At 69.6% G+C, this 14,788-nt stretch carries 11 protein-coding genes; 10 read left to right on the forward strand and 1 reads right to left on the reverse strand.

The genetic code is table 11. The features are described from left to right. The first annotated feature begins 169 nt into the window (after nucleotides 1–169). The 9 genes from MHY20_RS07880 to MHY20_RS07920 all read left to right on the forward strand — a co-directional run bounded on the left by MHY20_RS07880 (nucleotide 170) and on the right by MHY20_RS07920 (nucleotide 10,733). On the forward strand, nucleotides 170–1,102 hold the full coding sequence (locus MHY20_RS07880) for an ABC transporter permease (RefSeq protein ID WP_239376071.1): 933 nt from the start codon (nucleotides 170–172) through the stop codon (nucleotides 1,100–1,102). Nucleotides 1,103–1,115: 13 nt separating this feature from the next. After that, nucleotides 1,116–2,078 (forward strand): ABC transporter permease, encoded by a 963-nt coding sequence (locus MHY20_RS07885; RefSeq protein WP_239376093.1) that lies wholly within the window; start codon nucleotides 1,116–1,118, stop codon nucleotides 2,076–2,078. Then, nucleotides 2,075–3,904 (forward strand): ABC transporter ATP-binding protein, encoded by a 1,830-nt coding sequence (locus tag MHY20_RS07890; protein ID WP_239376073.1) that lies wholly within the window; start codon nucleotides 2,075–2,077, stop codon nucleotides 3,902–3,904. Before MHY20_RS07885 ends, MHY20_RS07890 begins: the two co-directional genes overlap by 4 nt. Nucleotides 3,905–4,030: 126 nt before the next feature. Continuing rightward, entirely contained in the window at nucleotides 4,031–5,950 is a 1,920-nt protein-coding gene (gene typA, locus MHY20_RS07895; RefSeq protein WP_183375097.1) for a translational GTPase TypA, read from the forward strand. Next, nucleotides 5,947–6,408 (forward strand): hypothetical protein, encoded by a 462-nt coding sequence (locus MHY20_RS07900; protein ID WP_183375095.1) that lies wholly within the window; start codon nucleotides 5,947–5,949, stop codon nucleotides 6,406–6,408. The genes typA and MHY20_RS07900 overlap by 4 nt, the downstream gene beginning before the upstream one ends. A gap of 123 nt (nucleotides 6,409–6,531) precedes the next feature. Then, nucleotides 6,532–6,858, forward strand: a complete 327-nt coding sequence (gene fdxA / locus MHY20_RS07905) for a ferredoxin (RefSeq protein WP_183375093.1) — start codon at nucleotides 6,532–6,534, stop codon at nucleotides 6,856–6,858. A gap of 7 nt (nucleotides 6,859–6,865) precedes the next feature. Continuing rightward, nucleotides 6,866–8,047 carry a succinyldiaminopimelate transaminase gene (gene dapC, locus MHY20_RS07910; RefSeq protein WP_239376075.1) on the forward strand — a complete coding sequence of 394 codons (1,182 nt, stop codon included), beginning with the start codon at nucleotides 6,866–6,868 and terminating at the stop codon, nucleotides 8,045–8,047. Between the two features lie 50 nt (nucleotides 8,048–8,097). Then, complete coding sequence (locus tag MHY20_RS07915; RefSeq protein WP_183375089.1) at nucleotides 8,098–9,465, forward strand: citrate synthase; 1,368 nt, start codon at nucleotides 8,098–8,100, stop codon at nucleotides 9,463–9,465. Next, a complete protein-coding gene (locus MHY20_RS07920; RefSeq protein ID WP_239376077.1) occupies nucleotides 9,462–10,733 on the forward strand; it encodes an MFS transporter in 1,272 nt (423 codons plus the stop codon). The genes MHY20_RS07915 and MHY20_RS07920 overlap by 4 nt, the downstream gene beginning before the upstream one ends. On the opposite strand, the gene dapD is transcribed toward MHY20_RS07920, so the two are convergent. Then, on the reverse strand, nucleotides 10,708–11,682 hold the full coding sequence (gene dapD / locus MHY20_RS07925) for a 2,3,4,5-tetrahydropyridine-2,6-dicarboxylate N-succinyltransferase (RefSeq protein WP_239376079.1): 975 nt from the start codon (nucleotides 11,680–11,682) through the stop codon (nucleotides 10,708–10,710). The genes MHY20_RS07920 and dapD overlap by 26 nt on opposite strands. 37 nt (nucleotides 11,683–11,719) lie before the next feature. Here dapD and dapE point away from each other — a divergent pair, with 37 nt between their 5' ends. After that, entirely contained in the window at nucleotides 11,720–14,788 is a 3,069-nt protein-coding gene (dapE, locus tag MHY20_RS11775; RefSeq protein WP_311199384.1) for a succinyl-diaminopimelate desuccinylase, read from the forward strand.

Genomic DNA, 14,788 nt, shown 5'->3' on the forward strand with positions numbered 1-14,788 from the left:
CCGGATGCCTCCTGGAGGATACTGAGGCGACGCCGGCCCGGGGAGATCGGTGGTCTGACCAGGCGGATTGGTCAAAGCGGCAACGTGTCCGGCATCATATGGCAGTTGCTCAAAGCAGAGACCCTGCCGCGGGCGACTGTCCCTGTTCCCCAAGAGAAGGCCCATCCCTGTGCTCTGGTATATCGGGCGGCGACTGCTGCAGATCATTCCGGTGTTCCTGGGTGCCACTCTGCTCATCTACCTGATGATGTTCTCCACCGGCTCCGACCCGATCCAGGCGATCGCGGGGGAGAAGGCGCTGCCGCCATCGGTGGAGGCGCAGCTGCGCGCCCAGTACAACCTCGACAAGCCCATCCTCGTCCAATGGCTCCTCTACATCGTGGGAGTGATCCAGGGCGACTTCGGCCTCAACCTCTCCGGACGCCCCATCATCGACGACATCCGTCGAGCGTTCCCGGTCACCGCGAAGCTCGCGATCATGGCCGTCATCATCGAAGCGGTCTTCGGCATCGTCGCCGGTGTGATCGCCGGCCTGAAGAAGGGAACGTGGATCGACACCACCTTCCTGATGCTGTCCCTGCTGGTGATCGCAGTCCCGACCTTCGTCATCGGCTTCGTGGCGCAGGTGATCCTCGGCGTTCAGCTGAAGCTCGTGCCGGTGAACGTCGGCAACGACCCGTCGTTCACGAACCTCCTGCTCCCGGCGACCGTGCTGGGCGCTGTGTCGTTCGCGTACGTGCTGCGCCTGACCCGCACCAGCGTCGCCGAGAACGTGCCGGCCGACCACGTCCGCACGGCGAAGGCGAAGGGCCTGTCCTCCGGCGCCCTGGTGTCCAAGCACATCCTGCGCAACTCCCTGATCCCCGTGGTCACCTTCATCGGTGCCGACCTCGGCGCCCTCATGGGCGGCGCGATCGTCACCGAGGGCATCTTCAACATCAACGGAGTCGGCTCGCTGCTGTTCCGCGCCCTGCAGCGCAGCGACAGCCCGACCACCGTCAGCGTCGTCACGCTCATGGTGATCATCTTCCTGATCTCCAACCTGATCGTCGACGTGCTGTACGCCGTTCTCGACCCGAGGATCCGCTATGCCAAGAAGTGACCAGAGCCAGTCCATGTCCCCCGAGCGCCGCACCGCCGCCCCCCACCCGGGTCAGGAGCACTACACCGCGCCGCTGTCGGAGACGCCGCTGAAGGACGTCGACGCGTTCGACGACACCAGCACCCCGCGCTCCATGTGGCGCCAGGCCGCGCACTCGCTGCTGCGCGACCCGGTGTTCATCGTCTCGGCGATCCTCATCGCCTTCATCCTGTTCGTGGTCGCGTTCCCCGGGGTGTTCACCTCGCAGGACCCGACGGCGGGCTCCCTCGCCAACGCCAACCAGGACCCGAGCGGCGAGCACCCCTTCGGCACCAGCCGTCAGGGCTACGACATCTTCTCCCGCGTCATCCACGGCACCCGCACCTCGGTGATCGTCGGCTTCTTCACCATGATCGGCTCCACCCTCATCGGCGCCGCGATCGGTGCTCTCGCCGGGTACGTCGGCGGCTGGGTCGATGAGATCGTCTCCCGCGTGGTCGACGTCTTCTTCGCCATCCCGCTGATCCTCGGTGCGATCGTCATCGGCGCCCGCTTCCAGGGCATCGACTCGATCTGGGTGGTGATCCTCGTGCTGTCCGTGTTCGGCTGGACGAACATCGCCCGCATCACGCGCGGGGCGGTCATCGGGGTGAAGAGCCAGGAGTTCGTCATGGCCTCCACGGCGCTCGGCGCCGGGAGGTTCTCCAACCTGATGCGGCACGTGCTGCCGAACGCGCTCGCGCCGATCATCGTGACCGCGACCGTGAACCTCGGCGTGTTCATCGTGGCGGAGGCGACCCTGTCGTTCCTCGGTGTGGGCCTGCCGCCCACCGTCGTGAGCTGGGGCGGTGACATCTCCACTGCGAGGACGTCCCTGACCACCCACCCGATGCAGCTGATGTACCCGTCGATCGGCCTGGCGGTGACGGTGCTGAGCTTCATCATGCTCGGCGACGCCGTCCGCGATGCCCTGGACCCGAAGGCGAAGAAGCGATGAGCCGCGAGGACGAGAAGCAGATGAGCACGACCACCACCACTGCACCGCTGCTGGAGATCTCCGATCTGGACATCACGTTCTCCACCTCCAGCGGTGACGTCAACGCCGTCCGCGGCGCATCCCTGACCGTGTACCCCGGCCAGACCGTTGCCATCGTCGGCGAGTCCGGCTCCGGCAAGTCCACCACCGCGATGTCCATCGCGCACCTGCTGCCGAAGAACGGCAGGATCACCGGCGGCACCGTCCGCTTCCAGGGAGAGGACATCACGCACCAGCGCGAACGCCAGATCATGGCGCTGCGCGGCAGCGAGATCGGACTGGTCCCACAGGACCCGATGTCGAACCTCAACCCGCTGTGGAAGGTCGGCTACCAGATCGACGAGGCGCTGCGCGCCAACGGCGTGAAGGGCTCCAAGCAGGAGATCCGTCAGCGCACCGTGCAGCTGCTGGAGGAAGCTGGCCTGCCCGATGCGGAGCGCCGGGCTCGGCAGTACCCGCACGAGTTCTCCGGCGGTATGCGCCAGCGCGCCCTCATCGCGATGGGCCTGGCGGCGCGTCCGTCGCTGCTCATCGCCGATGAGCCGACCTCCGCGCTGGACGTGACCGTGCAGCAGCAGATCCTCGACCACCTCGACACCCTCACCGGTGACCTCGGAGTGGCGGTGCTGCTGATCACCCACGACCTCGGACTCGCCGCCGAGCGCGCCCAGCACCTCGTGGTGATGTACAAGGGCCAGATCGTGGAGTCCGGCCCGGCGCTGGAGATCCTGCAGAAGCCGCAGCACCCGTACACCAAGCGGCTGATCGCTGCGGCGCCCTCCCTGGCCTCGCGGCGGCTCTCCTCCATCCACCAGCGCGAGGAGGTCGCTGAGCAGGCGCAGGAGCACGCGGCGGAGCAGTCCGCCGCCCAGGGCGATGCGGACCCGGTCAACGAGAACATCATCGAGGTCCGCAACCTCTCCAAGGTGTTCCAGCTGCGCGGCGCCTCGCCGTTCAGCACGACTCCGTTCACCGCGGTGGACGACGTCTCCTTCGACCTGAAGCGCGGCACCACCACCGCCATCGTGGGCGAGTCCGGGTCGGGCAAGTCCACCGTGGCGCAGATGGTGCTGAAGCTGCTCGAGCCCACCTCCGGTGAGATCCGGTTCGACGGCCGGGACATCGCGTCCTTCAAATCGGCCAAGGACGTTCTCGGTCTGCGCCGCCGCATGCAGCCGATCTTCCAGAACCCCTACGGGACTCTGGACCCGATGTACTCGATCTTCACCACGATCGAGGAGCCGCTGCGCATCCACGGCATCGGGTCGAAGAAGAGCCGCGACAAGAAGGTGCGCGAGCTGCTGGACCACGTCCGCCTGCCCGCCGCCATGCTGCGCCGCTACCCGAACGAGCTGTCCGGCGGCCAGCGTCAGCGCATCGCGATCGCGCGTGCTCTGGCGCTGGACCCGGAGGTCGTGGTCTGCGATGAGGCCGTGTCCGCTCTGGACGTGCTCGTGCAGGCGCAGGTCCTCGAGCTGCTCAACGACCTGCAGGCGGAGCTCGGCCTGTCCTACATCTTCATCACGCATGACCTCGCGGTGGTGCGCCAGATCGCGGACGCGACCCTGGTGATGGAGAAGGGCCGCGTGGTCGAGCAGGGCACCACGGACGAGGTGTTCCACAGCCCGCAGCAGGAGTACACGAAGCGTCTGCTCGGCGCCATCCCCGGCGGCTCGATCCCGCTGGCCGGCTCCGAGACGATCAGCGAGGACGGCTCCCAGGAGGCGGCCTCCGTCGGCCGGCCGACGGGTTCCCACCGCGCCCCCACCCACCGCGCTGACGGCTGACGCCCCGGCGGGGGAGGACAGTCGCCTCTTTCACACGCCCCGCCTCTGATGACGAGAAGCGCGCCGCGATAGACTTCCACGCGGCGCGCTTCTCGCGTCCTCGCACACGCCACAGTTAGGCCCTTCATGACTCAGACTCTGCGCACTGATCTCCGCAACGTCGCGATCGTCGCCCATGTCGACCACGGCAAGACCACCATGGTGGACGCCATGCTCACCCAGGGCGGTGCGTTCGGCGACCACGAGAAGCACGACGAGCGTGCGATGGACTCCGGAGACCTCGAGCGCGAGAAGGGCATCACCATCCTCGCGAAGAACACCGCGATCCGGTACACCGGCCCCACCGCGGCCGCCGTCGGCGAGCCCGACGGGATCACCATCAACGTGATCGACACTCCGGGGCACGCCGACTTCGGCGGCGAGGTGGAGCGTGCCCTGTCCATGGTGGACGGCGTGGTGCTGCTGGTGGACTCCTCCGAGGGCCCGCTGCCGCAGACCCGCTTCGTGCTGCGCAAGGCGCTCGCCGCGAAGCTGCCGGTGATCCTCGTGGTCAACAAGGTGGACCGGCCCGACGCCCGCATCGACCACGTCGTGGGCGAAGCGACCGACCTCCTGCTCGGCCTCGCTTCCGACCTCGCCGATGAGGTCCCCGACCTCGACCTCGACGCCGTCCTCGACGTGCCCGTCGTGTACGCCTCCGGCAAGTCCGGCCGCGCCTCCCTCAACCAGCCCGCCGACGGCGAACTGCCGGATGAGGAGACGGTGGAGCCGCTGTTCAAGACCATCATCGAGACGATCCCGGCGCCGTCCTACGACACCGACATGCCGCTGCAGGCGCACGTCACGAACCTGGACGCCTCCCCCTTCCTCGGCCGTCTCGCGCTGCTGCGCATCTTCAACGGTGAGCTCACCAAGGGCCAGCAGGTCGCCTGGGCCACCCAGCACGGCGAGATGAAGACCGTGAAGATCACCGAACTGCTGGAGACCAAGGGCCTCAAGCGCGAGCCGATGACCCGCCCCGCCCGTCCCGGGGACATCGTCGCCGTCGCCGGCATCCCGGAGATCATGATCGGTGAGACCCTCACCGACATCAACGACCCGAAGCCGCTGCCGATGATCGAGGTGGACGACCCGTCGATCTCCATGACCATCGGCATCAACACCTCCCCGCTGGCCGGGAAGAACGCGAAGGGTCACAAGCTGACCGCCCGCCAGGTGAAGGATCGCCTGGACCAGGAGCTGATCGGCAACGTGTCCCTGCGGGTGCTGCCGACCGAGCGCCCCGACGCCTGGGAAGTGCAGGGCCGCGGCGAGCTGGCGCTGGCGATCCTGGTGGAGCAGATGCGCCGTGAGGGCTTCGAGCTGACCGTCGGCAAGCCGCAGGTGCTGACCCGCGAGATCGACGGAGTCACCTGCGAACCGGTGGAGCGCCTCACCATCGACGCGCCCGAGGAGTACCTCGGCACCATCACGCAGCTGCTCGCCAGCCGCAAGGGCCGCATGGAGACGATGAACAACCACGGCTCCGGTTGGGTCCGCATGGAGTTCGTGGTGCCCGCCCGCGGTCTCATCGGCTTCCGCACCCGGTTCCTCACCGAGACCCGCGGCACCGGCATCGCCGCCTCCATCAGCGACGGCTTCGCTCCGTGGATGGGCCCCATCGAGTTCCGCTCCACCGGCTCCCTGGTCGCGGACCGTGCCGGCACGGTCACCCCGTACGCCATGATCAACCTGCAGGAGCGCGGCTCGTTCTTCGTGGAGCCCACCTCCGAGGTGTACATGGGGCAGGTCGTGGGGGAGAACTCCCGCAACGAGGACATGGACGTCAACATCACGAAGGAGAAGAAGCTGACGAACATGCGCGCCGCATCGTCGGACAGCTTCGAGAACCTGGTGCCGCCGCGCAAGCTGACCCTGGAGGAGTCCCTCGAATTCGCCAGCGAGGACGAGTGCGTGGAGGTCACCCCGGAGATCGTCCGCATCCGCAAGGTGAACCTGGATCCGACCGAGCGCGCCCGCGCCCGCTCGCGCGCCAAGAACTCGTGACCGCGCAGCCGCCGAGCGCGCCCCGTCGACCACTGGAGCGCATCGCCCAGTTCGCCACCGGGGCCGTGCTCGGCGTGCTCTCCGCCTTCGTGCTGATCGGGATGCACCGCGTCAGCGCCGAGATCGGCGGCGTCACGGTGCCCTGGGGACTCGCGTTCGGCGCCCTGTTCCAGGTCGTCGCATGCGTTCTGGTGGTCGCCTGGTTCGATGCCAAGCTCCCGCTGATCATCCTGGCGGCGGTGTTCGCGCTGCTGGCGCTCATGTTCTCCGGGCCGAGCCCCGGCGGCGGCATCCTCATGCCCGCTGAGGTCAACGGCGAGGCGCAGTACTCCGGGTGGCTGATCCAGCTGATCGGCGTGCTGATCCCGCTGATCGCCGCTGCGGGCCTGTGGGCCGTGCAGATCGCGGCGCTGCGCCGCGCCCACGAGCATTCCGCCCGGCCCACGACCGCCGACTGACGGTCGCACATCACACCGACGCGGCGCCTCCGGCGCTGGAAAAGGACCGTTTCGGTGGGACAATGGTCCGAGGGCCCCGCTGGCTGCGGGACCTCGACCGCCGCTGTTTCGAGAGGATCAACCATGACCTACGTCATCGCCCAGCCGTGTGTGGACCTCAAGGACCGCGCCTGCGTTGACGAATGCCCCGTCGACTGCATCTACGAGGGCAACCGGATGCTGTACATCCAGCCCGACGAGTGCGTGGACTGCGGTGCCTGCGAACCGGTCTGCCCGGTCGAGGCCATCTACTACGAGGACGACGTCCCCGACGAGTGGGCCGCCTACTACGACGCCAACGTCGAGTTCTTCGACGAGATCGGCGCCCCCGGCGGTGCCGCGAAGATGGGCGTGATCGATGCCGATCACCCGCTGATCGAGGCCCTGCCGCCGCAGAGCACCGAGGGCTGATCCGCCCATGACTGTGCGCCGCCCTCTCGCCAGCCGCCTGCCGGACTTCCCGTGGGACTCCCTGGAGGCGGCGAAGGCCCGGGCCGCCGCCCACAGCGACGGCATCGTCAATCTGTCGGTCGGCACCCCCGTGGATGCGACCCCGTCGGGCATCCAGGAGGCGCTCGCCGCCGCTGCGGACTCCCACGGCTACCCGCAGACCATCGGCACTCCCGCGCTGCAGGACACCCTAGTCGCGTTCGCCCGCGAGCACCGCGGCGCGCCAGCGGGCCTCGGGGCCGACGGAGTCCTGCCCACCATCGGCTCCAAGGAGCTGGTGGCGCACCTGCCGTTCCAGCTCGGCCTCGGCGCCGAGCACGCCGTGGCATTCCCGCACATCGCCTACCCGACCTATGACATGGGGGCGCGCTTCGTCGGCGCGCAGCCGCTGCCGGTGGACATCGCGCACCTCGCCGCCACCGGCGAAGCCCGTTCCGGGGCCGACGGATCCGCGCCGCTGACCGAGCAGCAGATCTCCTCGATCGCTCTGCTGTGGCTGAACTCTCCGTCCAACCCGACCGGTGAGGTCCTCGACGTCCAGCAGCTGCGCTCCCTCGTTGAGTGGGCGCGCGAGCGCGGCATCATCATCGCCAGCGATGAGTGCTACGCCCTGCTGCCGTGGACGGTGGACGAGGTGCCCAGCGTGCTGGATCCCCGCGTCAACGGCGGCGACCTGACCGGTGTGCTGTGCACCTATTCGCTGTCGAAGCAGTCGAACCTCGCCGGGTACCGCGCCGCGTTCATCGCCGGTGACCCGGCACTGATCGCGGAGATCACCGCGATCCGCAAGCAGGCCGGCATGATGATGCCCGGTCCGATCCAGGATGCGATGGTGACCGCCCTGGCTGACCTGGACTCCGTCGGCCGGCAGCACGCGGTCTACCGCGCACGCCGCGAAGTGCTCAAGCCCGCCATCGAAGCGGCCGGCGGTGAGGTGAGCGGCTCCCAGGCCGGCCTGTACCTGTGGACGTCCTTCGGGATGAGCGGTGACGACGCCGTGGAGCGCCTCGCGGACTTGGGGATTCTGTGTGCGCCCGGTAGATTCTATGGTGAGGCAGGCAACAGCTTCGTTCGCATTGCCCTCACCGAATCGGACGAGCGGATCCGTGCCGCGGCTGACCGACTCAGCACGTCACAGCTGCGACCGTAGAGCGCCATCCGGTGCGGGGCCGATCACGTTCACATAGGGGAGATACGGAAATGGCAGAGACGACCTCGGCACAGCTTCAGTACAACGGGGGCTCGATGGAGCTGCCGGTCGTCGAGGCGGTGGAGGGCAACCCCGGGATCGGCATCGGCCCGCTGCGCACCGAGACCGGTGCCGTCACCTATGACCCGGGTTTCATGAACACCGCGAACACGAAGTCCGCGATCACGTTCATCGACGGCGATGAGGGCATCCTGCGCTACCGCGGCATCCCCATCGAGCAGCTCGCCGAGCACTCCACCTACCTGGAGACCGCCTACCTGCTCATCACCGGCGACCTGCCCACCAAGAGCCAGCTGGAGAACTTCGAGGTCTCCATCCAGGAGCGCACCCTGCTCGATGAGTCTTTCAAGCGCGTGTTCGAGGCGTTCCCGCGCGACGCCCACCCGATGGCGGTGCTGCAGGCCGGTGTGTCCGCCCTGTCCACGTTCTACCAGGACTCCCTCGACCCGTTCGACACCGAAGCGGTCCGCATCTCCACCGCCCGTCTCATCGCGAAGATGCCGACCATGGCCGCCTATGCGCACCGCGTGGCGCACGGCCAGCCGCTGATGTACCCGGACAACAACCGCAGCCTGATCCAGAACTTCCTGCGCCTGATGTTCGCGTTCCCAGTGGAGGACTACCTCGCCGACCCGCTGATCGAACGCGCCATGGAGCAGCTGCTGATCCTGCACGCCGACCACGAGCAGAACTGCTCCACGTCCGCTGTGCGGCTCGTCGGCTCCGCCCAGGCGAACCTCTTCACCTCCATCTCCGCCGGTGTGGGCGCACTGTCCGGCCCCGCCCACGGCGGCGCGAACGCCGCCGTGATGAAGATGCTCGATGAGATGCGCGAGAACGACATCTCTCCGCGCGCCTTCATGGAGAAGGTGAAGAACAAGGAGGACGGCATCCGCCTCATGGGCTTCGGGCACCGGGTCTACAAGAACTACGACCCGCGCGCCCGCATCGTGAAGGGCCTCGCCGACGAGGTCCTCGAGCGGCTCGGCGTGGACGACGAGCGCCTCGACCTGGCGATGAAGCTCGAGGAGATCGCCCTCAACGACGACTACTTCGTGGAGCGCAAGCTCTACCCGAACGTCGACTTCTACACCGGCATCATCTACCGCGCCATCGGCTTCCCCACCGAGATGTTCACCGTGCTGTTCGCGCTGGGCCGCCTGCCCGGCTGGATCGCCCAGTGGCGCGAAATGGTCGCCGACCCGGAGACGAAGATCGGCCGTCCCCGCCAGATCTACACCGGTGAGACCAAGCGCGACTACCGCCAGCTGTCGGAGCGGACCGGCACCTCGGAGCTGCGCCTGGCGGAGCTGCACGAAGAGCTGAAGAAGCACGAGGCCGCGAACCCGTCCGAGTGACACCCACCCACAGCGTCCGCCCCGCGGGGCGGGGCGCCGGTGACGGGCCGCGCCGCGAAAGGCTCCCCCAGGAGATCCTCGTCCTCGTCGGTGCGGCCTTCGTCATCGCCATCGGCTTCGGGCTCGTCTCGCCCGTGCTTCCGGCCTACGCCCGCACCTTCGACGTCGGCGTCGCCGGCGCCTCCGTCATCGTGTCCGCCTTCGCGGCGTTCCGGCTGCTGTTCGCACCCGCCGGCGGCGCCCTCGCCGCCCGGCTCGGGGAGAGACGGATCTACCTCACGGGCCTGATCGTGGTGGCGCTGTCCTCACTCGCCACCGCGTTCGCGCAGAGCTACCTGCAGCTGCTGGTGTTCCGCGGCCTCGGCGGCATCGGCTCCACCATGTTCACCGTGTCCGCGATGTCGCTGCTGGTGCGGCTCGCCCCACCGAGAATGCGCGGCCGGGTCAGCTCAGCGTACGGATCCGCGTTCCTCATCGGCGGCATGGTGGGCCCGGTCCTCGGCGGCATGCTCGCCTCCTACGGTCTGCGCACCCCGTTCGTGGTGTACGCCGCCGCGCTCGCCGCCGCCGTGGCCGTGGTGGCCGTCGGCATCCGCCCGGAGGCGCTGCGGCCGAAGCCCGGTCAGCCCGCCCGGGCGGTGATGACCCCGAAGGAAGCGGTCGCGCACCCCACCTACCGCGCCGCACTGATCTCCGGCCTCGCCAACGGGTGGACGAACTTCGGCGTGCGGGTGGCGGTGGTGCCGCAGCTGGCGTTCTCACTGCGCGGGGACGCCTGGGCCGCGGGCGCGGCCCTCGCCGTCTCCGCAGTCGGCACCGCGGCGGCGCTGCAGGGCGCTGGCCGGGTGGTGGACCGACACGGCCGCAGGCCCGTCGTCATCACGGGCCTGGCGGTGATGGGCGTGGGGATGGCGGCGCTCGCCCTCACCGAACAGCTGGGGATCTGGTTCCTGCTCGCCTGCTGCCTGGTCTCCGGCATGGGGGCGGGGCTGGTGAATCCCGGTCAGCAGGCCGCAGTGGCGGACGTCGTCGGCTCGGACAGGTCCGGCAGCCGGGTCCTCGCCGTCTTCCAGATGGCGCAGGACCTCGGTGCCGTCGTGGGGCCGGTGCTGATCGGCCTGGTCGCCGATGCCGCCGGTTGGGGCTGGGCGTTCGCCCTCACCGGCGGCCTGTGCGGCCTCGCCCTCATCCCGTGGCTGAGCGCCCCGGAGACCCTCGACCTGTCAGCGACCGGTCACGCGGTCAGTTCGCGTGGAGGTCAGCGTTGAGCTGCAGCGCCTTCCGCTGATCCGCGACCGCTTCGACGGCGCCGGTGACGGAGTTGCGGCGGAACAGCAGACCGCTGCGGCCGGACAGGTCCCGGGCCTTGACCACGGTGTCGCCCGCCCCGTCGTCCCCCTTCAGGGTCACCTTCGTGCCGGCCGTGATGTACAGGCCCGCCTCCACGGTGCAGTCGTCGCCGAGGGCGATGCCGATGCCGGCCTCCGCACCGATCAGGCAGCGCTCACCAACGGCGACGCGCTGGCTGCCGCCGCCGGACAGGGTGCCCATGGTGGAGGAGCCGCCGCCGAGGTCGGAGTCGTTGCCGATCACCACGCCCTGCGAGATGCGGCCCTCGATCATGGCGGTGCCGAGGGTGCCGGCGTTGAAGTTGACGAAGCCCTCGTGCATGACGGTGGTGCCGTCGGCGAGGTGGGCGCCGAGGCGGACCCGGTCGGCGTCGGCGATGCGGACACCCGTGGGGACCACGTAGTCGACCATGCGGGGGAACTTGTCGATGCCGAACACGACCGGTGGGCGGCCGTCAGCGCGCAGCCGGGCGCGGGTCAGTTCGAAGCCGTCGACGGCGCAGGGACCCTGGTCGGTCCAGACGTTGTTCGGCAGCAGAGGGAAGATGCCGTCGAGGTTGATGGTGGTGGGCTGCACCAGGCGGTGCGAGAGCAGGTGCAGGCGCAGATAGGCGTCGGCCGTGGAGGCGGGGGCGGCGCCGGTGTCGATGGTCAGCTCCACGACCTCCTGGCTGGTGCCGCGGGCCTCGTCGGTGCGGGCGGCGGCCCGAAGGCTCGTACGGATCTCGTCGGCCTGCTCAGCGGGGGTGCTCTCGCCGAGGACGGGGGAGGGGAACCAGGCGTCGAGGACGGTGCCGCTGCGCATCGTGGCCAGTCCGATGCCGTGGGCGGTGGTCGCGGTGCTGGGGGTGCTGTTTCGCGAAGTCATGCGTTGAGTGTAATCGCGGTTTCCTATGATGATTCGTATGACTTCCGCACCCCTCACCGCTTCGCCCGCAGCCGACCCCCGCGCCCCGGAGGGGACGCACACGAGCATCGCGATCATCGGTGCGGGACCGCGCGGAGTGGTGGCGCTGGAGCGCCTGGTCGCTGCGGTGCAGGAGCCCGGATTCCGGGGCAGCCTCACGGTCCACCTGATCGACCCGTACGTCCACTCGGGCGGGTCGGTATGGCGCAGCGACCAGACCGAGACGCTGCTGATGAACACCCGCACCTGCGACACCACAATGTACCCGGACGAGTCCACCGCGCCGCGGTTCCCCATCCCCGCGTCCGCGCAGACGTTCGCGCAGTTCTGCGAGGCCGACGGATTCGAGATCGACGACTTCGCGCCGCGCCGCCAGCACGGCCGCTACATCACCGCGGTCCGCGAACAGGCGCTCGCGGACGCCGCAGCCCTGCCCGCCATCGAGATCCGCGAGTACGAGGGGAGTGTCCGCGACATCGAGCGCGGTGACGAGGACGAGCAGCTGCTGCGGATCGAACCGCGCGACCCGTCCGCGTCCCACATCGGCATCGCGGTGGACTCCGTCATCTTCGCGCTCGGGCACCTCCCCACGGAGGTCGGGATCCGGGCCCGCGCGTTCCAGGACTACGCCGCCGTGCACGACCTCGCGTTCGCCGCCCCCGCGAACCCCCTGGATGTGGACTATAAGCAGTTCCTCGGCCGGGAGAAGGTCGCGGTGCAGGGCATGGGCCTGAACTTCTACGACGCCCTCGGCATGATCGTGGAGGCCGCCGGCGGCCGCTTCGAAGCCGACGACACCGTCCCCCACGGCCTGCGCTACGTCCCCGGCGGCCGGGAGCCCGTGCTGGTGGTGGGGTCGCGCACCGGCATGGTGTACCGGCCGAAGCCGGACACGGGCCCGAACCTGCCGAAGCGGCACCGCCCCACCGTCCTCACCGACGAGGTGATCGACGAGCTGTCCGGCCGCGTCCACGGCATCGACTACGAGGACGACGTCCTGCCGCTGATCTTCCGCGAGCTCACCGACGCACTCGCCTCCCGCGGCTTCACCCCGCCGGAGTTCGACGACGTCGAAGCAGAACTGTTCCCGCTGGGCCGCCGCGCCGTCTCCGCGGAGGACGCCCACGCCCGCACCGTGGAGGTGCTGCGGGCCGCGACCGTGCGCTCCATGCGGGAGCCCGACGGGCGCTGGCTCGCCCTGTTCCGCGCCCTGACCGCGGTGAAGGACCAGGTCAACAAGCTCGCCGAGCGCGGCGCCTTCAGCACCGGCTCCTACCTCCGGGACATCCAGGGGTTCCTGCGCAATGCCCTCGCCTCGTGGACGTCCGGGCCGCCGGTGATCCGCGGCCAGCAGCTGCTGGCCCTCGTGGATGCGGGCCTGGTGGAGTTCACCGGCCCCGGCATGTACATCGGCAAGGACGTCCATTCCGGGCGGTTCCTCGTCCACGCCGGCGGCACGTCCGCGCACCTGTGCGACGGCCTGCTCATGGCGCACCTGCCGGCCGTGGACCTTGACGCCTACACCTCGCCCCTCATCCGCTCGATGGTGCGCCGGGGCGATGTGGTCAACGCCCGCCTGGCTACCCCGCAGCCCGACGATGCACCCGCCACCGGATCCATCGAAGTGGCCGAGCGCCTCTTCCCGGTCACCGCTGCCGGTGACGCGGTGGCGGACCGCTTCTTCCTCGGCGTGCCCGTGACGGCGGCGCAGCCGGGCAGCGCGATCACGGCGGCGCCCGGCACCGGCGCGCCCCTGCTGCGTCTCGCGGAGCAGGCGGTGGAGCGCCTGCTGGTCGCCGAGGGGCACATCGACGCACGCGAGGAGACGCTGTCCGCGTTCGCGACGCTGCGACCCGAACCCGAAGGCGTGCCGCTGGCCGACGGCGAAGAGCTCGACCTGCGCCCCACCGAGCCCGCCCCTGCCGTCGCCGACCCGGAGTCAGCACCTCCGGCCCGCGGCGTGAGGGGCCGATTCCTCACCGTCGACGGCGACCTCACCTCCCTCACTCGTCAACTGATCGACATCGAATCCGTCTCCGGCAATGAGACCGCTCTCGCCGACGCCGTCGAGGACGTCCTGCAGCGCTGCGACCACCTCACGGTGGAGCGCGACGGCGACACCCTCTGCGCCCGCACCAGCCTCGGCCGACCCACCCGGGTGCTGCTCGCCGGACACCTGGACACCGTCCCCGTCGCGGGCAACCTCCCGGCGACCCTGCGGGTGCGCAACGGCGTGGAGGAGCTCGCCGGCCGCGGCGCCGCCGACATGAAGGCCGGGCTCGCGATGATGCTGCAGGCGGCGGTGCTGCTGCAGGACCCGTCGGCCGACATCACCCTGATCTGCTACGACCACGAAGAGGTCGCCAGCGAGCTCAACTCCCTCACCCGCATCGCCGCCACCCGCCCCGAATGGCTGCAGGCGGACTTCGCGATCCTCGGCGAACCCACCAACGGCGGCATCGAGGCGGGATGCAAGGGCACGCTGCGCGTCATCGCCCGGGCCACCGGCACCGCCGCGCACTCCGCGCGCGACTGGGTGGGCCACAACGCCGTCCACGACCTCGCGCCCGCCCTGCAGCGCCTCGCCGACTACGAGGCCCGCCGCGCCGTCATCGACGGCCTGGAGTACCGAGAAGCGCTCAACGCCGTGGGCATCGGCGGCGGCATCGCCACCAACGTCATCCCCGACTCCGCCCACCTCACCATCAACTACCGCTTCGCCCCCGACACCAGCCCGGAGCAGGCCGAAGAGCACGTCCGCGAAGTCCTCGCCGGCCTCGACCTCGACATCGATGTGGATGATGCCGCCGCCGGTGCCCTGCCCGGCCTCACCCACCCGATGGTGCGCTCCTTCACCGACGCCCTGCGCCGCACCAGCGGCGGCGACCCCGTCGTGGAGGCGAAGCAGGGGTGGACCGATGTCGCCCGCTTCACCCAGCTGGGGGTGCCGGCGATCAACTTCGCGCCCGGCGACCCGCTGCAGTGCCACACCGACGACGAGCACATCCGCACCGACCAGCTGGATCCCTGCTACCGGGCGCTCGAATCGTTCCTGACAGGCCGCTGA

Origin of the sequence: Helcobacillus sp. ACRRO (assembly GCF_022347125.1) — a bacterium.
In the GTDB taxonomy this organism is placed as follows: Bacteria; Actinomycetota; Actinomycetes; order Actinomycetales; family Dermabacteraceae; genus Helcobacillus; species Helcobacillus massiliensis.

Bases quoted from the DNA above. Each gene is read 5' to 3' on its own strand.
- MHY20_RS07885 (WP_239376093.1), top strand. From the start codon at position 1,116: ATGTCCCCCGAGCGCCGCACCGCCGCCCCCCACCCGGGTCAGGAGCAC.
- MHY20_RS07890 (WP_239376073.1), top strand. From the start codon at position 2,075: ATGAGCCGCGAGGACGAGAAGCAGATGAGCACGACCACCACCACTGCA.
- typA (WP_183375097.1), top strand. From the start codon at position 4,031: ATGACTCAGACTCTGCGCACTGATCTCCGCAACGTCGCGATCGTCGCC.
- fdxA (WP_183375093.1), top strand. From the start codon at position 6,532: ATGACCTACGTCATCGCCCAGCCGTGTGTGGACCTCAAGGACCGCGCC.
- dapC (WP_239376075.1), top strand. From the start codon at position 6,866: ATGACTGTGCGCCGCCCTCTCGCCAGCCGCCTGCCGGACTTCCCGTGG.
- MHY20_RS07915 (WP_183375089.1), top strand. From the start codon at position 8,098: ATGGCAGAGACGACCTCGGCACAGCTTCAGTACAACGGGGGCTCGATG.
- dapD (WP_239376079.1), bottom strand. From the start codon at position 11,682: ATGACTTCGCGAAACAGCACCCCCAGCACCGCGACCACCGCCCACGGC.
- dapE (WP_311199384.1), top strand. From the start codon at position 11,720: ATGACTTCCGCACCCCTCACCGCTTCGCCCGCAGCCGACCCCCGCGCC.